Below are 20,647 nucleotides of genomic sequence, written 5' to 3' on the forward strand. Positions count from 1 at the left end.
TATACGAAATATATATGATGCGTATATCAATCTTCAGAGGGCTCGCCCATGGGCATCGTCAACATCGACGACGAACTGCACGACAACCTGCGCCGCGCCAGCGGCGTCTCGGGCCGCTCGATCAACGCCCAGGCGGGGTTCTGGATCAAGATCGGCATGCTGTGCGAGATGAATCCGGGCATGAGCTACCAGGAGATCGTCGGCCGTGAACTGCGTGCCGCCGGGGTCGAACCGGGCGCGTTGCGGGTGGCCGAAGCATGATCAAGACCGCTGAAGAACAAGCGCTGATGCGCGCATCGGGGTGTCTGCTGGCACAGGTGTTCGAAGCGCTGGACGCGCTGTCGCTGGAGGGCATGAGCACGCTGCAGGTGAACGACTGGGTCGAGCGCTTCATTGTCGATCAGCTGCACGCACGCCCGGCCAGCAAGGGCCAGTATGGCTTTGCCTACGTACTCAATTCGTCCATCGACAACGTGGTCTGCCACGGCGTGCCCTCGGCCGATGACATCCTGCGCGGCGGCAGCATCGTCAACCTCGACATCACCCTGGAGAAGGACGGTTACATCGCCGATTCCAGCAAGACCTATCTGATCGGCGAGGTGGACTACGCGGCCAAGCGGCTGGTACGGGTCACCCGCGAGGCGATGTGGAAGGGGATCGGCGTGGTGCGCCCGGGCGCGACGCTGGGCGACATCGGTTTTGCGATCCAGCAGCATGCCAAGGCGCATGGCTACAGCGTGGTCCGCGAATTCTGCGGCCATGGCATCGGCCAGGAGATGCACGAGGAACCGCAGGTGCTGCATTACGGGCGCCGCGGCGACGGCTTGGAGCTGGAAGAGGGCATGACCTTCACCATCGAGCCGATGATCAACCAGGGCCGCGCGGCCATCGACATGAGTGACGACGGCTGGACCGTGACCACCCGCGACGGAAAGCTGTCGGCGCAGGCCGAGCACACGGTGCTGGTGACCGCCGAGGGCGTTGAGGTGCTGACCCTGCGTGCGGGCGAGCGGATGCCGGAGTGATCCGTCATTCGCTGCGCGTGGAGACCAGTTTGAGGAATGCCTCGTTCTGATACCGGCTCATGCGCAGCTGCTGGCCGGTGTCCATGGTCACCACGTGGTGGCCGTTGAACCACGGATGGATCGCCTTGACCCGGCGCACGTTGACGATCGCCGAGCGATGCACGCGCGCGAAGTGCCGCGGGTCCAGGCGCGCGGCGAGGGTGGTCATGGTCTCGCGCAGTTCGTGCATGCGGTCGACCAGGTGGATCTCCACCGTGTTGCGTGCCGCCTTGATCCAGACGATGTCCTCCACCGCCACCAGCACCACATGCTCATCGACGCGCACCGGGATGCGCTGCAGGTAGTCGTCCCGCTGACGCAGGGCATCCAGCGCCTGCAGGATCTGCGCCGATGCCTGCGTGCCCATCGCGCTTGACGCGGTCACGCGGGCTTTGGCCCGCTCAAGCGTAGTGGCAAAGCGCTCGCGGCTGAACGGCTTGACCAGATAGTCCACGGCATTGGCCTCGAAGGCCTTCACTGCGTACTGCTCGTACGCGGTGACGAACACGGTGGCCGGCATCCGCGCCGCGCCGATGGTGGCGACCACGTCCATGCCGTTGATCGCCGGCATCTGGATGTCCAGGAACACCAGGTCCGGTGAGTGGCTGCGGATCGCGCCGACCGCCGAGATGCCATCGCCGCATTCGCCGACGATCTCGATCCCGGGATCATCGCGCAGCAACCGCACGATCGCGTGCCGGGCGATCGGCTCATCATCGACCACCAGCACGGTCAGGCTCATGCCGGTGCGATCCCCGGCGTTGTCCCCGGGATGAATTCGGGTGCCTCGTCGGCACTGTCCAGGTCACGGAACGGCACGCGGATGCGGCAGGCCACGCCCTCTGGCCAGAGCATGTCCAGCCGGACATCGGCGGCATCGCCGTACAGTTCCTTCAGGCGCAGCCGTGTGTTGTTCATGCCGATGCCGTGCCCGGCCGATGCGGTCGGTTCGGCCGAGAGGGTGCTGTTGCGGTTGCGCACTTCGATGCACAGCGTGTCGCCATCGCGGCGGGCCTCGATCTCGAGGGTGTCGCTGCCCACGCGCTGGCCGATGCCATGGCGCAGCGCGTTCTCCACCAGCGGCTGCAGGATCAGGCTGGGCACCGCGCAGTCCAGCGTGTCCGGCGCGATATACGTGCGGGTGGTCAGCCGATCCTTGAAGCGGGTGCGCTGGATGCCCAGGTACAGCTCAATCAGGTCGAGCTCCTGGCGCAGGCGGATTTCCTGGCCGTCGTAATCTTCCAGGAACGCGCGCAGCAGTTCGCTCAGGCGCAGCAGCATGTCTTCGGCCGAAACCTTGTCCTCGTCGAGCAGGGTAATGATCGCGTGCAGGGTGTTGAACAGGAAGTGCGGCTGCAGCTGGGATTTCAGCGAGAGCAGGCGCGACTGCGCCAGTTCGGTGGCCAGCTGGCTCGCCTCCAGTTCACGGCGGGCTTTCTCGGCGTGGAAATGGATGGCCTGCTGGATCGCGAACAGGGTCCAGTAGGTCAGCAGCCCGATGGCGAAGTGCTGCTCCAGGAAGTAGCCCAGCTGCTCGAAGAAACCGCTGGGCTCGAACAGGGTGGAAACCATCGCGCCCACCGCCATGGCGATGAATGTCATGCAGACGCTGGCCACCCCCTGTGTGCCGAGCCCGTGCAGGCGCCCGCTGCCGCGTACCGGAAAGCGCTCGGCGAGGCGGAAGACCGTGGGTGCCAGGGCCGCCCAGGTGTACCACTGGATCAGCGACCACCGCAGGAGATCCCAGAGGGGTTGTTGGCTGTTCGGCAGGCCGGCGTTGATCGAGGTCTGCAGGGCGAACACCACGGCCACCGCCGTCCACAGGGCGAGGTAGCGGGACAGGCGGATCCGGGTGCTGCCGAGGCGGATGTACATGGTCGATTCCGGGCCAGGCGTCTCTGGCGAAGCTCATCTTAGGCAGGCGGCGGGAGCGCGGGAAGCGCCATGACGGCCCATTACGATTGGCCTCGTCGTAGCGACGATTCGTCCCGGATCGGTTGGCGGCGAGGGCGGCTGGGTGCGTGATGCAGGTGCCGGACGGGCTGCGCTGCAGCCTGATCGGCGACCCTATCCGACCGGAGCATCCTGCCATGTCCCTCCTTCGAACCGCCGCCGTTGCCGTGCTGCTCGCCGCCACCACGCCTGCCATCGCCGCCGCCGAGGGCGTGCGCTACCTGGCGCTGCTCAACCGGGCACACCACAGCGTCACCACGCTGGCGATCGCGCCCGCCGGCAGTACCCACTACCGTGAAACGCCCATCGACGCGGTGCCCGGCGGTGGCGGCGCAGCCACCGTTGGCGTTGCCGATGCAGGTTGCCGCTACGACCTCCAGGTCGGCTTCCGCAACGGGCGCAGCGTGGTCTATTCCAACGTCGATGTATGCCGTGGTGGCACGCTGGTGATCAGTGCCATGCCCAAAGACGGGCGCTACGCGCTCAAGGCCGCGCAGCCCGCCACGCAACCGGCCACGCAGGTGGCAGCGCGGGGCGTAACACCCGAGTAAGCGAGGCCAACGCTACTGCAGACCTTCCGCAACAAGCGCGCGCCGCACGGCCGGGCGTGCGCTGACGCGCGCGTACCAGCCCTCCAGATTGGCCAGTCCGTCGAAATGGATGTCAGCCTTGTAGTACGAGGTCAGCCATGCGGCCTGGCCCCAGCCAGCAAGCGCAAACAGGTAGGCATCGGCGATGCTGAAGCCATCGCCCATCAAGTAGTCCCGGTCGGCCAATTGCTGGTCGATCCAGGCAAAGCGCTGTTCCAGCTTGGGCCGCGCGGTATCGACGTACTTGCCTGCGGCCACGGCGTAAAGCAGTGGGATGAATCCCTTGTGGATCTCGGTGGCGAGGAAATTCAGCCACTCCTGCAAGCGATAGCGCGCCAGCGTCCCGTTTGCCGGTGCCAGCCCGGCGACGGGATCCAGATCGGCAAGGTACTGCAGGATTGCCGCGCCTTCGCGCAGGACCGTGCCGTTCTCCAGCATCAGCGCGGGAACGTAGCCAAGTGGATTGACCAGCAGGTAGTCCTCACCCTGGTCGGTACGATGGGTGCGATGGTCCACCTTGACCAGGGAAGCCTCGAGGCCCATTTCGTTGAGCACGATATGCGGGGCCAGCGAGCAGGTGGCGGGCAGGTAGTAGAGTTTCATCATGGACTCCAGGCAAGGCAGCGGCAGGGCCTCGGTACGAGGCGGTCCGGCGCATTCTAGGAGCGCGGTATAAAAACGGAAGAAGGCACTTTCGTGTGGTGTAGGTACATAATTGTGACCTGTGCCTGTGGACCCCTGCGATGAAAGACACCGTGTCCGGCTGTTCGGTGGAAGAAGCAATGCGCCTGCTGGGCGGGCGCTGGCGATTGCTGATCGCGTCCTACCTGCTGGACAGACCGAAGCGCTTCAACGATCTGCGCCGGGATATTCCGGCCATCTCGCAGCGCATGTTGACCCTGGATCTGCGGGCGCTGGAAGAGGCCGGGCTGGTCAGCCGCACGGTGTATCCCACGGTGCCGGTCAAGGTCGAATATGCCTTGACCGACGACGGCCGCCGCCTGCAGCCGGTGGTGGAGGTGATGAAGGTGTTCGGCTTGTGGGTAAAAGGGCGTCCCGCCGGTGAGGGCTGATGGCTCGTGGGGCGATGCGGCCGTGGTGTGATCAACGCCTGCCCGCCGCCTCCACCGACGCTACCCGCAGCATCAGCGCGGCTACCCAGTCGATGAAGACGCGCAGCTTGGCGCTGACGTGCCGGTTCGGGGGGAACGCAAGGTACAGCGGCATCGCATCGATGTGCCACTCCGGGAACAGCCGGACCAGCTCGCCGGTGGCCACATGCGGGGCGGCCATGTAGTCGGGGAGCCACAGCGCGCCCAGGCCCGCCACGCCCGCGGCGAGATACGCATTGCCATCATCGACCGCGAGCAGGTGGTGCCCCTTCACCGTGACCTGATCGTCGCCGCGCTGGAGGGTGTAGGGAAGCACCGTGCCGCTGCGCGAGCGCAGGTAGCCGACCACGCGATGCGGGGCCTGCTCCAGGTCCTGCGGATGCGCGGGGATGCCTGTCTGCTGCAGGTAGGCGGGCGAGGCGTGGATGCCGGCCTGCAGATCGCCGATATGGCGCGCGACCAGCGATTGATCGGTGATCTGTCCCCCGCGGATCACGCAGTCCACGTTCTCGTCGATCAGGTCCACGTGGCGATCGCTGACGCCCAGATCGAGCTGGATCTCCGGATAGCGGGCAAGGAAGTCGGGCAGGGCGGGCACCAGCACCAGCCGCGCGAAGGGGGCGGGCACGTCCACCCGCAGACGCCCGCGCGGCGCCGCCGCCGCGGTGGACAGGCTGGTTTCAGCGTCGTCGATGTCGGCCAGCAGCCGGATCACCCGCGCGTAGTAGGCCGCACCATCGGCGGTGACGTTCACCTGCCGGGTGGTGCGGTTCAACAGGCGCACCCGCAGCCGGGCCTCCAGGTGCTGCACCAGCTGCGTGACCGTCGTTCGGCTCATGTGCAGCGTGTCGGCGGCCTTGGTGAAGCTGCCGGTTTCCACCACCCGGGCGAAGGCCTGCATTGCGTCGAACCGGTCCATCTGCATTCCACGGGGGCTGATTGTTTGGATTCTACAAACAATCCTGGTGGGCAGGCCGCGTTTATCCCGCGCTCCTGCGGGTCTACTGTGGCGTTTCATTCTTGACGGGCCGTTCGTCGGCCCAGGGCAGAGGTTGATCATGGCAACACGTGATGTCGTTTTCCCGCCGGGCCGCCAGGCTCTGTACGAGCGCAACCGCTATTCGCCGGCCGTGCGCTCCAACGGCTTCCTGTTCGTGTCCGGCCAGGTCGGCAGCCGCGAGGATGGCTCGCCCGAACCCGACCTCGAGGCGCAGGTGCGGCGCGCGTTCGAGAACCTCAACGCCGTGCTCGGCGCGGCGGGCTGCACGTTCGAGGACGTGGTCGACGTCACCGTGTTCCTGGTCAACCCCGAGCAGATCTTCGAGCGCGTGTGGGCCATCGTGCCGGACTATTGGGGCGAGGCGCCGTATCCGACGCTGACCGGCATCGGGGTGACCTGGCTGTACGGATTCGACGTGGAGATCAAGGTGATTGCGAAGCTGCCGTAGCACGCCTTCACGCGGTGACGGCCGCACGTTGTCGATAGTGGGCCGTCACCCTGCTTCCTGTTGCGGATCCACATGCCCCTGATTCCCGAGCGCGTCCAGCGCTGGCCCCGGCCGTGGCGCGTGGCGTTGCTCTCCTTGCTGGCGCTGTACGCGCTGTACCTGCTGGCAGGCAACGTATTCCTCAATACGCCGCTGTTCGATGCGGTCACCAACCGCAAACCTGAAAAATTCACGATGCAGACCGGGCCGGCGCTGACCCTGATGCCGGGCCAGGCCGTGGTCTGGAACATCCGCATGCGTGGCCAGGCCAACCGCACGCAGTATGTGTTCCGTGCCGATCGGGCCAGTGCGTGGATCGACCTGCCGGCGCTGTTCCGCAAGGAAGTGCGCATTCCGCGGATTGACGCGACCGGGGTGGAAGCCGAGGTCGAGCGGGTCGACAAGGCCATCCCGCCACCGCCGCGCGGCGACCGCGGCTGGACGCTGCGCTTCGATGCCATCCACAGCGACACCATCCGCAGCGGCCGTTTCGGCAAGTTGCTGGTGGTCGGCCAGGGCCACGGCACGGTCGGTTTCCTCAAGCAGCTCAAGGGCGGCCCTTCGGAGCTGTTCGATTCCACGGCAGGCTTCGATGACGCCCAGGTCAGCTTCGACGGGGTCAACGTGCTGGACGATGCGCATATCGCCGCGCGCTTCCACTTCCCGCGCCACTATCGTGACGACGCGCCGGGGCTGCAGAAACTCGGCATCACCTGGGCACAGCTGCAGATCGACGCCCGCAGCCAGGGCCTGCGCATCGACACCGGCGGGCCGCACGTCAAGGTTGGCAGCGCGGTCTCCAATGCGCGGCTCACGGCGGATGTGACCCTGGAAGACGGCGCGCTGCGCCCCGGCAGCCGGCTGGTCTGGCGTCTGCCGCTGCATGCCGGCGTGCACGCCGACGACCGTGGCCTGCTGTCCCTGCAACTGGACGTTGCGCAGGACATGCGGGTGCAGGCGCGGCTGCCGCGCGACCCGGAGACGGGCAGCGAGATCAACGCCGATGTCCGCGTGACCGGCCGGAAGATACCGTTCCAGGCGCCGGCCGAGCTGCTGCCGCGACTGACCGGCAGGGTGCAGGGCGCGTGGCAGTTCCAGTCGCTGAACTGGATCAGCGACCTGTTCGTGAAAAAGCCCTGGTTCCATCTGGACGGCGGTGGCCTGCTGAAGGCCGACGTCCTTCTGGCCGAGGGTGAGCTGGCACCGGGCAGCAAGGTGGACATCCCGCAGGTGGCGGCCGTGGCCGAAGTGGCCGGCGTCCGCATGCGTGGCGATGCGCAGGCACAGGGCCGGATTGTCGAGGGTACGCCGGCGCAGGCCGAGCTGAAGGTGCAGATTCCGCGGTTCCAGGCCGCGCCGACCAACGCGCCCAAAGCGCTGTTGTTCGATGGGCGCCAGCTCGCGCTCACCCTGAAGGGCGATGCGCGCCTGAAGCAGTTGAGTGACGGCATGCGCGCCCAGTTGCGTTTCACCGATGCACGCGTGCCGGACCTGACGGCCTACAACCGGTACCTCGGCAACGACAACGTGCGCCTGCTCGGCGGCACCGGACTGCTCAGCGGGGATGTGTCGCTGGATGCGTCCGGCCGGGTCGGCAAGGGCAGGGCCGATCTGCGCGGGACCGGCGCCCGCCTGAGCGTGGCCGGCATCGCGATGCGCGGCGATGCGCAGCTGCAGGCGCGCCTGCAGCGAGCGGATTTCGACAGCCGCCAGTTCGACCTCGGCGGCACCACGGTGGACCTGCGCAACATCCACGTGGGCGATGAGAAGAGCGATGGACGCTGGTGGGGCAAGGTCGCGATCCGCAGCGGCCACATCGATGCGGCCGCGCCGTTCCAGGTCGATGGGCTGGCCGACCTGCGCCTGCGCGATGCCGGGCCCTTGCTCGGCGTGTTCGCCCAGCGCAGTGAATACCCGCGCTGGGTGCTCGGCATGCTGGACTCGGGCGAAGTGCAGGCCAGCGGCCAGCTGCGCTGGCGCAGTGGCGAGCTGATCGTGGAGGACCTGCAGGCCGAGAACGAGCGGTTGTCCCTGCAGGCGCGACTGGATCTGAGTCACGCCAAACGTCGGGGTGATCTCTATCTGCGCTGGGGCGTGCTGGGGGCCGGCATCGAGCTGCAGGGCGAGCAGCGCAAGTGGCACCTGGCCGGGGCCCGCGACTGGTATGCGGAGCAGCCGCGGTTGCTGCCGGCCAAGCCGGCCGCAGCGAAGCAGGGCAACGGCACGCCCTGACCGACGGCCGTTGCTCCCCCTTGCCGGGCCCGGCTTGGTATCCTCGCCGCGCCCACTGTCTGGTGACAGCGTGCCTTCTCGCCGTCATCGACCCGTTATCCCATGAGCAACAGCACCCACCGCGTCCAAGGCCTCAACAACGATGAGGTGGCGGCCGATTGGCCCGCCATCACCGATCGCGAGATCGCCTGGCTGCGCGGGCGCTTCGCCCAGCTGGACGGGGAGTGCCAGCTGCTGTGGCACAGTCCGCGGCCGCTGTCCGCCGCGGCCATCGTGGAAAGCCGGGGCGGCAGGGTGTTCGTCAAGCGCCACCACGGCAGCGTCCGCACGACCGAGGGACTGGCCGAGGAGCATCGGTTCCTGCAGCACCTGGCCGGGCACGGCGTGCCCGTGGTCGAGGTGCTGCGTGACCGCGACGGTGCAACCGCGGTCGAGCACGAGGGGTGGACCTATGAGCTGCATAGCGTGGGCCGTGGCCACGACCTGTACCGCGACGCGCCGTCCTGGACGCTGCTGACCGACGCCGCGCAGGCACGCGAGGCGGGACGGATGCTGGCGACGCTGCATCGCGCGTCGGCCAGCTACCGCGCGCCCCAGCGCAGCACGCATCTGCTGGTCGCGCGCGACGATCTGATCCGCGCCGCCGATCCCGTCGCCGCCCTCCAGGATGGTCTCGGTGATCGCCCCGGCCTGGCGGCCTATCTGGCACGGCAGGACTGGCAGGCCGACCTGCAGCGTTCGGTGCTGCCGTGGCATGCCGGGCTGGCCGTCCGGCTGCAGGCCGAACCGCGCCTGTGGGCGCACAACGACTGGCATGTCTCCAACCTGCTGTGGCGCCCGCACGGCGATACGTCCGTGGTCGCGACCGTGCTCGATGTCGGCCTGGCGTCACCGACCAGTGCCTTGTTCGATCTGGCCACGGCCATCGAACGCAATGCCATCGCCTGGCTGGCGCTGGAGCACGGGGAGGAGGCCGTGCGCGTGGATATCGCGCTGGCGCTGCTCGCGGGCTATCGCGAGATCGTGCCGCTGTCGGCCGAGCGCGTGCACCTGCTGGCCGATCTGCTGCCGGTCGTGCAGCTGGATTTCGCGCTCTCGGAGGTGGAGTACTTCGAAGGCGTGACCCACTCGCCGGCCAATGCGGACGTGGCGTACCACACCTTCCTGCTGGGGCATGCTGACTGGTTCAGCACCGCCGCAGGCCAGGGCCTGCTGAAGGCGCTGCACGCCGCCGCCTGAGGGCAGGCTCGCAAATCCGTACGGTTTGTAGTGAAATAGTCGCAGAAGCGGGGGTGCCTGGCGAAACCAGGCTGAGAGAGTCCCTTGGAACCTGATCCGGTTTGCACCGGCGTAGGGAGCTTTGAGCAGCAGGCATACCGCCGTGATGGGTCGGTGCGCGTGCGCGCCTTCGCTTCGTCTCCCCTTGCTGATGACGAATCGAATGAACCGCTGCTTCCGCCCCACGCTGTTGTCCGCCGCCCTCTTCGCCGCGCTGCCTCTTCATGCCAACGAATCCGTGGACGCGCCCGAACGCTCGCCGACGGAACTGGCTGCCGTGCGCGTGCAGGCACATCAGACTGTGCCTGCAGCGACCCAGACCAGCAGCTTCGGCGCCGGTGACTGGAAGAGCACCCCGGCCTCGGTGAACGTGCTGGACCGCGATCTGCTGGACAGCCGCCAGGTCCGTACGCTGTCCGAGCTGGCCAGCAACGATGCCTCGCTGGGCGACAGCTACGCCCCGGTCGGCTACTACCAGAACATCGCGATCCGCGGCTTCCCGCTGGATACCGGCACCGGCTACCGCTTCAATGGGCTGGCCATCACCGGCGAGCAGCGCCTGGCACTGGAGAACATCCAGTCAGTGGAGATCCTCAAGGGCGAGGTGGGTCTCGCCGCGGGCGTCATGGCGCCCGGCGGCATCATCAACTACGTGGGCAAGCGCCCGGCCGAGGTCCGCGACATCACCCTCGGCACCGATTCGGAAGGCTCGCGCTACACCGCGGTGGATCTCGGCCATTGGCTGTCGCCACGTTTCGGCGTGCGCTTCAATGCGGCCTGGGAAGACAGCGATTCCTATATCGACCATGCCGATGGTCGCCGCAATTTCTACTCGCTGGCCACCGACTGGCTGATCGGCGAACGCGGCAAGCTGGAAGTGGATGCCAACTACCAGACCAGCGCGCAGCGCTCGGCCTCGGGCTATCAGCTGCTGGGCGCCACCGCGCTGCCGCGCGGCGTGGACCGCAAGCACATGCTGGGCTATCAAGCCTGGCAGCGACCGGTCGGCATCGACAGCACCAACCTGACCGCGCTGCATACCTACGATTTCAGCCCACGCTGGCAGTCGCGCGTGTCGGCCAGCTACAGCCGCTCGGTGATCGACGACAACGTCGCCTTCGCCTACGGCTGCTACTACGCCGCCGGATGCGCCGATGGCAGCGTGCCGGGCAACTACTTCGCGCCCAACGGCGACTACGACATCTACGATTACCGCAGTCCGGACGACACCCGCCGCAACCTGGAGTTCCGTGGCGAGCTGCGGGGTGCGTTCGATACCGGCGCCGTCAGTCACGCGCTGAGCATGGGTGCGGATCGTTTCGAGCGCACCGTGGACAAGCGCCGCAACGTCAACGAGTACGTGGGCACCGCCAACATCCATGACGCACAGGTGCCGCAGTTCGTCCCGTCGCCGTTGATGCCCGGTGCGTCCGCGCGTCGCCTGGACAGCGCGCAGACGGCGGTCTTCGCGCTGGACCGGATGAGCTTCGGCGATTGGCAGTGGCTGGCCGGGGGCCGTTTCGTGCGCCTGGACGAGCGGGCCTACGACAAGCGCGGCACGCCCGAGCGCCACAGCCGCCTGTCGCGCTTCCTGCCGCAGACCGCGCTGGTCTGGAAGGCCACCGATGAGGTCAACGCCTACGTCAGCTACGTGCGCGGCATCTCGCTCGGCCAGGAGGCCCCGTTCTGGACGTCCAACGAAGGCACGTTCCTGCCCGCGGTGCTGTCGCGCCAGGTCGAAGTAGGCGTCAAGTTCGTCCCCGGCGATGCGCTGACGTTGGGTGCCGCGCTGTTCCGTACCTCGCAGCCTTTCCAGTATGCCAAGCCGGACGGCAGCGATGCGGGCTACACCTTCGTTGAAGAAGGGCAGCAGACCCACACCGGGCTGGAGCTCACCGCGCAGGGGCAGCTCAGCGAGCGCCTGTCGCTGACCGCCAGCGCCAGTTTCCTGCGCGCCCGTGCACGCGATGCCGGCACGCCGGACTATGAGGGCCACCAGCTGATCAACGTGCCGAAGACCCGCGCGACGGTGCACGCGGAGTACCAGGTGCCGTTCGTGACCGGACTCGGGTTGACCGGTGGCTGGCGCTATGCCGCGTCCAACGTTGCCACGGCCGATGGCCGGGTGAGCGCGCCGGCCTACAGCGTGTTCGATGCCGGCCTGCGCTTCAAGCATCAGGTGGGCGAGCATCCGGTGACCTGGAACCTTTCGGTGGACAACCTGTTCAACCGCTTCTACTGGCGCGATACCGGCAGCAGCTCGGGCGACTACTACCTGTTCCCGGGCGCGCCGCGCCAGGCCCGGTTGTCGGTGACGTTCGCGCTATGAACCCGGCGATCCTGGAATGGTCGGCGGCCGCTGTCAGCATGCTCGGGGTGTGGCTGATGACGCGCCGGGTGCCGTTGGCCTGGCCGGTCGGGTTGGTGTCGGTCGCGCTGTACGCACTGGTGTTCGGGGAGGCCAGGCTGTATTCGGACACGTTGCTGCAGATCGTGTTCGGCGGTTTCCTGGTCTATGGATGGGTGCGCTGGCGCGGCCAGCTCGAGGACGATGGCCGGGTTGCGATCCTGCCGCTGGCGCGGCTCGCCTTGTGGCGCGACCTGGGCATCGGCGTGGCCTTCGGTATCGCGCTTGGCGCGGCGATGCACTTCTACACCGATGCGGCGCTGCCGTGGCTGGATGCGATGCTGGCCGCACTGAGCCTGGTCGCCCAGTGGTGGCAGGCGCGCCGGCACACGGCGGCGTGGTGGCTGTGGATCCTGGTCGATGTTGTCTACGTCGGGATGTACATGGTCAAGTCACTGCACGTGACCGCCGTGCTGTATCTGGTGTTCGTCGGCCTGGCCGTGATGGGGTTGCGGGCGTGGACGGTGGCGCGCAACGACGCGCTGCTCCACAACGCGGAAGGGCGGCGCGGATAAGTCCGCGCCGCCCTTCGTCACCTCAGGTCTGCAGTCGACCCCGCGCGGTCAGAACCGCGCCGTGGCACCCACGAAGAAGGTGCGGGCACCGCCGTCGTAGTTGTTGCCTTCTTCGATGGTGGAGACATCGCCCAGGTTGAGCACGCCTGCACGCACGGTCAGGTGCTCGTTGACGTCGTAGCCGGTGACCAGGTCCCAGGTGGTGTACGCCTTGGCGAACGTGGCACTGGTGGAGGACACCAGCTGCTCGCCGATGTGCTGCGCGCTCAGGTTGAGCGACCAGGCATCGGTGACCTGCCAGTCCAGCGAGGTATTGGCGGTCAGCTTGGGCACCACCAGCAGGCTGGCGCCGGTGGTGCGGTTCTTCGATTCCAGCATGCGCGTGGCGTTGGTGATCCAGTTCAGGCGCTCATGCAGCGGCACGGTGACGCTGGCTTCGACGCCGCGGGTGCGGGCCTTCTGGATGTTCTGCGCGACGGTCCACCAGAACCCGTTGACGAAGCTGGTGGTCTGGCCGGGAATCTCGCGCAGCGGAACCTGCTGGATCTTGTCATCGAAATCGGTCAGGAAGTAGGTGGCCGACGCCGACCAGCCGTTCTTGTCGAAGCCGACGCCCAGCTCGTAGTTGGTGCTGGTTTCCGGTTCCAGGTTCGGATTGCCGGCCATGTAGCAACCGGTGGTGCCATCGGCGCTGACCGAGCGGTTGGTCCAGCCTTCGGCGGTCAGGGCGGCGCAGCCGTTGCCACCGGACTGCGTCGCCGCACCGGCCGTGCCCTGCTTCAGCGTGGGCGCACGGAAGCCCTGCGAGACACCGCCGCGCACGGTCCAGTCATCGGACGGGTGCCACACGCCGTAGACGCGCGGGCTCAGGTTGTCGTCGTAGTTGTCGGTGTTGTCCCAGCGCAGGCCCACGGTGAGGATGAAACGCTCGTGCAGGGTGATGTGGTCTTCGGCGAACAGCGCCCAGGAATCGGCTTCGCTGACCGGACTGATGCGGCCGGTGCCGGTCCAGGTCACCGGTACGGTGCCGATGGTGTCGCTGTTCTTCAGCTCTTCGCGCTTCCACTGCCCGCCCACGTTCAGGCTCTGCTCGAAGCCCCAATGGAAGCTGCGGGTGAACGCGGTATCGAACACCGTCTCCTTGGAGTGGTTGCCGACGGCGCTGCCCTTGTCTTCGTAATCGTTCTGCACCAGCGTCGTCTTGGACGTGGCGGCATCGCCGTAGCGACCATCGTGCATGACCACATAGCCGGTCTGCACCAGCTTGGACAGGCCCCACGCACCGACTGCGCCGGCACCGCTGTTGCGCTGCTCGCCGCGGGAGGCTTCAAAGCCCACGGTGTGGTCGTCATTGATGCGCCAGTTGAGCAGCGCGTTGGCGTTCTCGGCCTTGTTGCCAGGCGTCTGCCGGCGGCCGGTATCCGATTCGCGGTTGGTGACATTGGCACCGACGCGCAGGCCCAGGTTCTCGGTCAGCGGGCCACTGAACAACGCGCCCATCTGGGTGGTATCACCGCGGGTGGGGGAATCGGGCTTGCTGTAGTTGAAGGTGACCGAGCCACCCCATTCGTCGGCGATCTTGCGGGTGATGATGTTGATCACGCCGCCCATGGCGTCGGAACCGTACAGCGAGGACATCGGCCCCCGCACCACCTCGATGCGTTCGATCATGTCCGGCGAGAGCCAGTTCAGATCCTGCGGGCCCAGGTCATCGCGGTAATTCACGCCGGAGGAATTGCCCTGGCGGCGGCCGTCGATGAGGATCAGCGTGTATTGCTCGGGCAGGCCGCGCAGGCGGATCTTGGACTGCGCGCCGGACAGCGCATAACCACCGGTCACGCCAGGAACCGTGCTCAGCAGCTGGCCGATGCTGCTGACCGGCTTGCGTTCGATCTCCTCGCGGGTGATCACGCTGATGCTGGCCGGGGCGTCCTTGATCCACTGCTGGGCGCCGGTGGCGGTGACCACGACGGTGTCCATCTGGCGGGGCGAGGCGGCGGCGTCCGCGGAAGCGTCGGCATGCGCCTGGGCGGTCAGGACCAGACCAATGGCAACGGCCAGCGTGGCGGCGGAACGACGGGAAGAGGGGGAGGGGTACGACATCGCGAATTACTCCGTGGCTATGGGAGCCCGCTGGCGATGGCTGGGGACGTCCGTGTGGGGTTTCAAGAAATTTTAACAATCGTATCACGAACCATTCGCATTTGAAATATTAGGATACGTTTGCATGCCCGCGTGTTGTCAACGCCAGCTGGGCGGTTCCCCTTTCTTCCAACAGATCAGCACCAGCGCTATGACGACAGTCCAGGTGCACACTTGGAACGCCACGGGTTCCTTGAATGGCGAGAACACGAATGGGCTGGCCATCAGCAACGCGAACGCGACGGTGTAGACGACCCATCCCTGCCAGGCGCAGGGAAGTCCCCATCCCCAGCCATTGGAACGCGCGACAAACCAGTACTGCGTGTCCTTCATCTGCGGCTATCTCCTTATAGCGGGGTCAAACATCGCGTAGGTCTGGCCGCCATGCAGGCACCCACAGACCGCGTTATTCCACCAAGGCCAATTGTCCGGCAACAACCGGCCGCAGTGCCAGCTTGTGGGTGACACTAGTGATCGTGCGGCGCGGATCGGTCGGATGCGGCCGGGAGGTGGTGCTGCTCCTGCCTTGGCGCCAAAGCCCGACCATCACGATCTCAGCGCCCACCGGGAAGGACTTCAGCCACGCGGCATCGGGGTGCCCGACGCTGACTTCGTAGAAATCCCGGCGGTCGGTCACGCCGGTGTGCTGATACTTCGGGGCACAGTTGAGGAAGGTGACGCCATGGGGGTCACCGGGCTGCGGCGTGCGATGTGACCGCACGGTCCCAAGCAGCGCCATCGGCAGCTCGCTGGATGCTGAGCCAAGCCGTTCCCATGCCGCGTCGTAGCGGTCCTGCCGGTAGACGAAATTCGTCCAATCCACCCGCTTCTTGCCCAGGCGCAGGGTCAGCTGCGCAGCCAGCAGCGTGTCGTCCTCGCACATCGCCTGCAGCGTGAGCAGGTCGGTGAGGGTGCGCAGGTAATGGTCGAGCGGTGCGTCTGCCGGGAGAAGCGTCGGCCCGGCGCTGCCGCGTTTCAGGGCCTGCTGGAGGATCAACAGGCGAAGCTCATGCCTGCCATCGTCCATGGCCAGCAGGAACTCGGGATCGGCTCCGCTGGCAAGGAGGACCTGCAGGTGCCCGGGCGCGTTGTAGCGACAGCCGGGCAGATGCTCGGTGCCTTTCTGCAGCGCGATGTAGGCGGGGACCAGGAGCGGCGGGGCACGATCCACGCCGGGTCTGCTGTGCTCGGGGACGAACCGCACCGGCACGTTGCAGCCATCGCACAGCAGGGTCGGCAGGGTCTGCTGCGCGTCATGGCGCTTCTGCAGGTCGCCCACCCGGTGCAGGGTGCCGTGCGTGCCCACCGCCTTGCGCATCTTGATTCCGCGACTCATCTGCAACCACTGCTTCGTTCAATGGCGACCATCATAGTCGCTTCGATCAGTCGCCCTGCGTCGCAAACCGCAGCCGGTTGTGGTCCGGATCGATCACCATCATCTCGCGCCCGCCCCAGGGCACGTCCGCCGGCGGTCGGAACACCGGCGCTCCGGCCGCGACAAACGCAGCGTGCAGTGCATCCACGTCCGGGACGTGGAAATAGACGGCGCCGCCAGGCTCGCAGTCGCCGGCATGCTCGCTCAGGAACAACGATTGGCCCTCACGGCTGATCTGCACGAACAGCGGCATGTCCGGGGCGAACCGGTGTTCCCAGTCGATTGCAAACCCCAAGCGCTGGTAGAAGGGCACGCTGACCGTGGCATCGGTCATGCGCAGCTGGGGGATGACGGTCTGCTGCATCAATGATCGCCTCAGCCCGGATAGGCAGGAAAACGCTGATCCGGGTGGGTCTTCTTCCATTCGGTATGCGCCACGGTGCCTTCCCAGGACAGGAACGCATTGGGCACCCGGCCGCGGCCGGACCAGGTGGCGCCGCTGTGCGGCAACCAGAAACGCGGTGGCAGATCTTCTTTGGCGGCCTTGGCGGGCTTTTCACGCCTGGCCGGGCCTTCGGTTCCGACCAGTGCCTGGATCCTGCGCTGCTGCTCCGGAGTGAAGTCAGCGAAGCTGGTGCTCAGCAGCACAGTGACGCGTTCGTAGGCCTCCCGGGTGGCGGCCTTCAGCAGTGCCTGCTCATCCATGCCTGATCGCGCGACCGCCGCTGCCAGGCTGGCGTTGATCTTGGATGCGGAGCGGGCAGTGGAGGGCGTTCGGGGCATGGGATTCCAGGGTAGGTGGGACGGACGGAGGGCACGATAGCAAATGCCGGCGTGAAGCCATCGCAGATCGGCGCGAGGGGAAAGCTGTACTTTCGCCAAACTGAACAGGGGGAGGTTCATCTGCGGGTGCGCAATGTTCCGGCAATCTTCGGCCACCAGATTCAATTCAACACCGTTCCACTCAAAGGATCCAACGATGCTTACCTCGACCGCTTTCAGCTTCCGTGGCCTGGCCTTGGCGTTGGCCCTGACCGCTGGCGTGACCGCCGCAGGCAACGCCGATGCGATGTCGCGCAAGGACAAGAACACCCTGGTGGGTGCCGTGGTGGGTGGCGTCGCCGGGCACGTGCTCTCCAACGGCGATCCGCTGATGACCGCAGGCGGTGCAGTGGCCGGCGGTGCGATCGGCAACGTGACCACCAAGGACCGCCGCGACCGCGACTATCGCTACGACCGTGATCGCCGCTATGACCGCGACCACCGTTACGAGCGCAGCAGCCGCCACGACCGCCGTCATGACCAGCGTCGCTGGAACCAGGACCGTCGCCACCATAACCGCGGCTGGCGCTGACGGCTGGCCGACAGGCAGCAACCGCGCGTTGAGGCATCCGCTGGGCGGTGCCTCAACGATCCCGATCCAGCAGGCAATCAATGAAGGCGCGCAGTGCGGGCAGCAGGTGGCGCCGGCTGGAGTAATAGAGGTACAGGCCAGGCACGGTAGGCGACCATTCCGCCAGGATGCGCTTGAGCCGCCCATCCGCCAAGGCTTCTGCGATTCCTTCGTCGTCGTACGCGTAGAACACGCCAAGACCCTGCAGTGCTGCGGGGACCACGATGTCCTGGTGATTGGCGATCACCGCGCCTTCGCCAAAAAACTCGACGGCCTGCGTGCCGTTCCTGAAGTCCCAGCCAGCCACTTTTCCGCTGCCTGGAAATCGCCAGTTGATGCAGGCATGACGATCCAGGTCTGCGGGTGATCGCGGTTCGCCGTGTCGGGCCAGATAGTCGGGCGACGCCACCGCCAACAGCTGTACGTCCGGTGTGAGCCGAACGGCGACCATGTCTTTCTGCAGGCGGCCCCCCACGCGGATGCCCGCATCGAACCCTTCCCCGGCGATGTCGGTCAGGCCATCGTCGATCACGATATCGAGCACGACGTCAGGATGCGCTGCTGCAAAACGTCCGAGGCGTGGGGCGATCACCTTGCGTGCGCCCATGCTGAGCGTGTTGATCCTCAGCGTGCCCGCAGGACGTGCGTGGGCGGCGACCGCCTGCGCGACCGCCTCGTCCATGTCGCGGAACATCGGGGCGATCCGCTCATGCAGGCTTCGCCCCGTCTCCGTCGGCGACACGCTGCGCGTGGTCCGGTTCAACAGCCGAACGCCGAGCCGAGACTCCAGCTGGCGAATGATCTGGCTTAGGGCGGACCGCGACAGCCCGAGATGATCGGCTGCGCGGGCGAAGCTGCCCCGGTCCACGATCGCCACGAAGGCCTTGAGCTCCGCAAATTCGGCACCGCGCATTGTGTTCTGATTCCTGCATAGCCTGGTTCGATAATAGGTGATTCTCTTATTTATCGGCACGGCTCACGCTAGGCCCATCAACCCGATGGAGCACGCCGATGAACGACCTGACCCTGCCCGAGCCGATCACGGCGTACTTTGCTGCCGACCTCACGGATGCCCACACAGTCGCACGCTGCTTCACCGCGGACGGACGCGTGCTGGACGAGGGGCACACACATGTGGGACGCGCCGCGATCCAGGCCTGGAAGGCGGCTGCCTCGACCCGCTACCGCTACACCACCACGCCCCGCAGGCTGGAGAAGCACGGGGGGGCCTATGTCGTGACCAGTCATGTCTCGGGCGACTTCCCCGGCAGCCCGGTGGATCTGCGCTACACCTTCACTTTGAAGCAGGGCAGGATCGCCATGCTGGAGATCGCGCCGTGAGCTTCGATCTCCAACTGGCCGGCACGCGGGTAGTGGTTACCGGGGGAACGCGCGGCGTCGGTGCCGCCGTCGTCGATCTCCTGGCCCGGCTGGAGGCCCGGATCGTGGCGACGGCGCGATCGCTGCCGCCAAGCGGGAAGAAGGCCGTCCACTACGTCACCGCAGACCTCTCCACGGCCGAAGGTGCCCGTCATGCAGCCGATGCGGCGCTCCGCCACCTCGGCGGAATCGATGTCCTGATCAACGTGGCGGGCGGCTCGTCTGCTCCGGCGGGCGGATTTGCCATGCTGGACGACGCCGAATGGATGAAGGAACTCGACCTCAACCTGATGTCCGCGGTGCGTCTGGACCGCGCGCTGCTGCCGGCGATGATCGCCCAAGCGGCGGGGGTGATCCTGCATGTGACGTCGATCCAGCATGCATTACCACTGCCCGATGCCACGACGGCATACGCCGCTGCCAAGGCCGCGCTGTCGACGTACAGCAAAGCGTTGTCAAAGGAAGTCACACCAAAGGGCGTGCGCGTGGTGCGCGTATCGCCGGGGTGGATCGAGACCGAGGCTGCCATCGCACTGGTCGAGCGTGTCGCCGCACAGGCGGGCACCGACCAGGAGGGCGGCAAGCAGTTGGTCATGCAGCAACTGGGCGGCATCCCGCTCGGCCGGCCCGCCAGACCGGAGGAAGTAGCCGACCTCATCGCCTTCCTCGTCTCGCCACGTGCGGCATCCATCTCCGGGACGGAACACACCATCGATGGTGGAACCGTGCCGACGGCGTGACCGTGGTGGGCTGCATCCGCCCGGGGGCAGGGTAGGTCGGTCAATTTGAACGAACGATCAAGTTATCTGGACTATAAGCAACAAATCGTCCTAATGTGCGGTGCATAGTGGCCCTGCCGGCCACCGGGCCGTGCGTTCATCCACCCGAGGATACGTCCATGTTCAAGCCGATCTCTGCAGTGCTCGCGGTCGCTCTGGCGGCCAGCCTTGCTTCCTCTGCCTACGGCCGGGACGCCGTGCCCACGCCGCAGGGTGCGCAGGTCAGGAACGTGGTACTGGTGCACGGCGCGTTCGCCGACGGAAGCGGGTGGCGCCCGGTCTATGACGACCTCACCGCGCGCGGATACCGCGTCTCCATCGTCCAGAACCCGCTGACCTCGCTGGCCGATGATGTAAAGGCGACCCAGCGTGTGCTTGATCGCCAGGACGGCCCGACCCTGCTGGTCGGGCATTCCTGGGGCGGGACGGTGATCACAGAAGCCGGTGTACACGACAAGGTGGCCGGTCTTGTCTATGTGTCCGCCTTGGCACCCGACGCTGGCGAAACGACGGCCCAGCAGTACACAGGCTTCGCGCCCACGCCCGAGTTTGTGATCGAGACAAGCAGTGACGGCTACGGCTTCATCGCTCCCGCCGCATTCAAGGCAGGCTTTGCCCATGACACCACCGACGCCGATGCGGCCTTTCTGCGTGATTCGCAGGTGCCCATCAACATGTCGGCGTTCGGCACGAAACTGACCCATGCGGCCTGGCGCACGAAACCCAGCTGGGCCGTGATTGCGACGGAGGACAAAGCCTTCGATCACGCCATGCTGCTCCACATGGCGAAACGCATCAACGCGCGCATCACCCAGGTTGCCGCGAGTCATGCCGTCTTCATGACGCAGCCCAAGGTGGTCGCCGATACGATTGACCAGGCGGCCCAGGCGGCCGGACAATCGACCCGATAAGCGTCGCGCGGGTGCGACGGAGCAACGCC

At 66.6% G+C, this 20,647-nt stretch carries 23 protein-coding genes and 1 riboswitch; of the genes, 13 read left to right on the plus strand and 10 right to left on the minus strand.

Annotated features, from left to right (window positions below; all coding sequences use genetic code 11):
• Window positions 1–48: 48 nt before the first annotated feature.
• Window positions 49–261: a ParD-like family protein gene (locus HDC96_RS03105; RefSeq protein WP_179458689.1), complete on the plus strand. Its 213-nt coding sequence runs from the start codon at window positions 49–51 to the stop codon at window positions 259–261.
• Window positions 258–1,025: a type I methionyl aminopeptidase gene (map, locus tag HDC96_RS03110; protein ID WP_179458690.1), complete on the plus strand. Its 768-nt coding sequence runs from the start codon at window positions 258–260 to the stop codon at window positions 1,023–1,025. The genes HDC96_RS03105 and map overlap by 4 nt, the downstream gene beginning before the upstream one ends.
• 4 nt (window positions 1,026–1,029) lie before the next feature.
• Here the strand turns inward: map and HDC96_RS03115 are convergent, their stop codons facing one another.
• Together HDC96_RS03115 and HDC96_RS03120 are read right to left on the minus strand one after the other, a co-directional pair.
• Window positions 1,030–1,806 (minus strand): LytTR family DNA-binding domain-containing protein, encoded by a 777-nt coding sequence (locus HDC96_RS03115; RefSeq protein ID WP_179458691.1) that lies wholly within the window; start codon window positions 1,804–1,806, stop codon window positions 1,030–1,032.
• The gene (locus HDC96_RS03120) at window positions 1,803–2,939 is read right to left on the minus strand and encodes a histidine kinase (protein WP_179458692.1); all 1,137 of its coding nucleotides are present in this window, start codon (window positions 2,937–2,939) and stop codon (window positions 1,803–1,805) included. The genes HDC96_RS03115 and HDC96_RS03120 overlap by 4 nt, the downstream gene beginning before the upstream one ends.
• Before the next feature lie 215 nt (window positions 2,940–3,154).
• Between HDC96_RS03120 and HDC96_RS03125 the strand changes: the two genes are divergently transcribed.
• Window positions 3,155–3,568, plus strand: a complete 414-nt coding sequence (locus tag HDC96_RS03125) for a hypothetical protein (protein ID WP_179458693.1) — start codon at window positions 3,155–3,157, stop codon at window positions 3,566–3,568.
• Between the two features lie 12 nt (window positions 3,569–3,580).
• Here the strand turns inward: HDC96_RS03125 and gstA are convergent, their stop codons facing one another.
• Window positions 3,581–4,210: a glutathione transferase GstA gene (gene gstA, locus HDC96_RS03130; protein ID WP_179458694.1), complete on the minus strand. Its 630-nt coding sequence runs from the start codon at window positions 4,208–4,210 to the stop codon at window positions 3,581–3,583.
• Between the two features lie 140 nt (window positions 4,211–4,350).
• Here gstA and HDC96_RS03135 point away from each other — a divergent pair, with 140 nt between their 5' ends.
• Window positions 4,351–4,680 carry a helix-turn-helix domain-containing protein gene (locus HDC96_RS03135; protein WP_179458695.1) on the plus strand — a complete coding sequence of 110 codons (330 nt, stop codon included), beginning with the start codon at window positions 4,351–4,353 and terminating at the stop codon, window positions 4,678–4,680.
• Between the two features lie 31 nt (window positions 4,681–4,711).
• On the opposite strand, the gene HDC96_RS03140 is transcribed toward HDC96_RS03135, so the two are convergent.
• Window positions 4,712–5,638, minus strand: a complete 927-nt coding sequence (locus tag HDC96_RS03140) for a LysR family transcriptional regulator (RefSeq protein ID WP_179458696.1) — start codon at window positions 5,636–5,638, stop codon at window positions 4,712–4,714.
• A gap of 139 nt (window positions 5,639–5,777) precedes the next feature.
• Here HDC96_RS03140 and HDC96_RS03145 point away from each other — a divergent pair, with 139 nt between their 5' ends.
• The 5 genes from HDC96_RS03145 to pnuC all read left to right on the plus strand — a co-directional run bounded on the left by HDC96_RS03145 (window position 5,778) and on the right by pnuC (window position 12,638).
• Window positions 5,778–6,167 carry a RidA family protein gene (locus tag HDC96_RS03145; RefSeq protein ID WP_176988673.1) on the plus strand — a complete coding sequence of 130 codons (390 nt, stop codon included), beginning with the start codon at window positions 5,778–5,780 and terminating at the stop codon, window positions 6,165–6,167.
• 72 nt (window positions 6,168–6,239) lie between these two features.
• On the plus strand, window positions 6,240–8,438 hold the full coding sequence (locus tag HDC96_RS03150; protein ID WP_179458697.1) for a hypothetical protein: 2,199 nt from the start codon (window positions 6,240–6,242) through the stop codon (window positions 8,436–8,438).
• Between the two features lie 102 nt (window positions 8,439–8,540).
• Window positions 8,541–9,677, plus strand: coding sequence for a phosphotransferase (locus HDC96_RS03155; protein WP_179458698.1), 1,137 nt, complete (start codon window positions 8,541–8,543; stop codon window positions 9,675–9,677).
• Between the two features lie 39 nt (window positions 9,678–9,716).
• A riboswitch (TPP riboswitch) is annotated at window positions 9,717–9,812 on the plus strand.
• A gap of 67 nt (window positions 9,813–9,879) precedes the next feature.
• Window positions 9,880–12,045, plus strand: a complete 2,166-nt coding sequence (locus tag HDC96_RS03160) for a TonB-dependent siderophore receptor (protein ID WP_179458699.1) — start codon at window positions 9,880–9,882, stop codon at window positions 12,043–12,045.
• Entirely contained in the window at window positions 12,042–12,638 is a 597-nt protein-coding gene (pnuC, locus tag HDC96_RS03165) for a nicotinamide riboside transporter PnuC (RefSeq protein WP_179458700.1), read from the plus strand. The genes HDC96_RS03160 and pnuC overlap by 4 nt, the downstream gene beginning before the upstream one ends.
• Before the next feature lie 48 nt (window positions 12,639–12,686).
• Here pnuC and HDC96_RS03170 read toward each other — a convergent pair whose 3' ends face one another.
• The 5 genes from HDC96_RS03170 to HDC96_RS03190 form a co-directional block, all read right to left on the minus strand.
• Window positions 12,687–14,741 (minus strand): TonB-dependent receptor, encoded by a 2,055-nt coding sequence (locus HDC96_RS03170; RefSeq protein ID WP_179458701.1) that lies wholly within the window; start codon window positions 14,739–14,741, stop codon window positions 12,687–12,689.
• A 138-nt stretch (window positions 14,742–14,879) separates the two neighbouring features.
• Entirely contained in the window at window positions 14,880–15,113 is a 234-nt protein-coding gene (locus HDC96_RS03175; protein ID WP_179458702.1) for a hypothetical protein, read from the minus strand.
• Between the two features lie 73 nt (window positions 15,114–15,186).
• Window positions 15,187–16,116, minus strand: coding sequence for a hypothetical protein (locus HDC96_RS03180; RefSeq protein WP_179458703.1), 930 nt, complete (start codon window positions 16,114–16,116; stop codon window positions 15,187–15,189).
• Between the two features lie 46 nt (window positions 16,117–16,162).
• Complete coding sequence (locus HDC96_RS03185) at window positions 16,163–16,519, minus strand: VOC family protein (RefSeq protein ID WP_179458704.1); 357 nt, start codon at window positions 16,517–16,519, stop codon at window positions 16,163–16,165.
• An 11-nt stretch (window positions 16,520–16,530) separates the two neighbouring features.
• Complete coding sequence (locus tag HDC96_RS03190) at window positions 16,531–16,938, minus strand: H-NS family nucleoid-associated regulatory protein (RefSeq protein WP_218842014.1); 408 nt, start codon at window positions 16,936–16,938, stop codon at window positions 16,531–16,533.
• 196 nt (window positions 16,939–17,134) lie between these two features.
• Here HDC96_RS03190 and HDC96_RS03195 point away from each other — a divergent pair, with 196 nt between their 5' ends.
• Window positions 17,135–17,509 carry a glycine zipper 2TM domain-containing protein gene (locus tag HDC96_RS03195; RefSeq protein WP_176988680.1) on the plus strand — a complete coding sequence of 125 codons (375 nt, stop codon included), beginning with the start codon at window positions 17,135–17,137 and terminating at the stop codon, window positions 17,507–17,509.
• 52 nt (window positions 17,510–17,561) lie between these two features.
• Here HDC96_RS03195 and HDC96_RS03200 read toward each other — a convergent pair whose 3' ends face one another.
• Entirely contained in the window at window positions 17,562–18,461 is a 900-nt protein-coding gene (locus tag HDC96_RS03200; RefSeq protein WP_179458705.1) for a LysR family transcriptional regulator, read from the minus strand.
• 98 nt (window positions 18,462–18,559) lie between these two features.
• Here HDC96_RS03200 and HDC96_RS03205 point away from each other — a divergent pair, with 98 nt between their 5' ends.
• The 3 genes from HDC96_RS03205 (at window position 18,560) to HDC96_RS03215 (ending at window position 20,618) form a co-directional block, all read left to right on the plus strand.
• Window positions 18,560–18,889, plus strand: coding sequence for a nuclear transport factor 2 family protein (locus tag HDC96_RS03205; RefSeq protein WP_179458706.1), 330 nt, complete (start codon window positions 18,560–18,562; stop codon window positions 18,887–18,889).
• Window positions 18,886–19,668: an SDR family oxidoreductase gene (locus HDC96_RS03210; RefSeq protein WP_179458707.1), complete on the plus strand. Its 783-nt coding sequence runs from the start codon at window positions 18,886–18,888 to the stop codon at window positions 19,666–19,668. The genes HDC96_RS03205 and HDC96_RS03210 overlap by 4 nt, the downstream gene beginning before the upstream one ends.
• A 158-nt stretch (window positions 19,669–19,826) precedes the next feature.
• Entirely contained in the window at window positions 19,827–20,618 is a 792-nt protein-coding gene (locus HDC96_RS03215; RefSeq protein WP_179458708.1) for an alpha/beta hydrolase, read from the plus strand.
• Window positions 20,619–20,647: the final 29 nt, after the last annotated feature.

The organism is Stenotrophomonas sp. JAI102 (assembly GCF_013409105.1).
Taxonomy (GTDB): domain Bacteria; phylum Pseudomonadota; class Gammaproteobacteria; order Xanthomonadales; family Xanthomonadaceae; genus Stenotrophomonas; species Stenotrophomonas maltophilia_AA.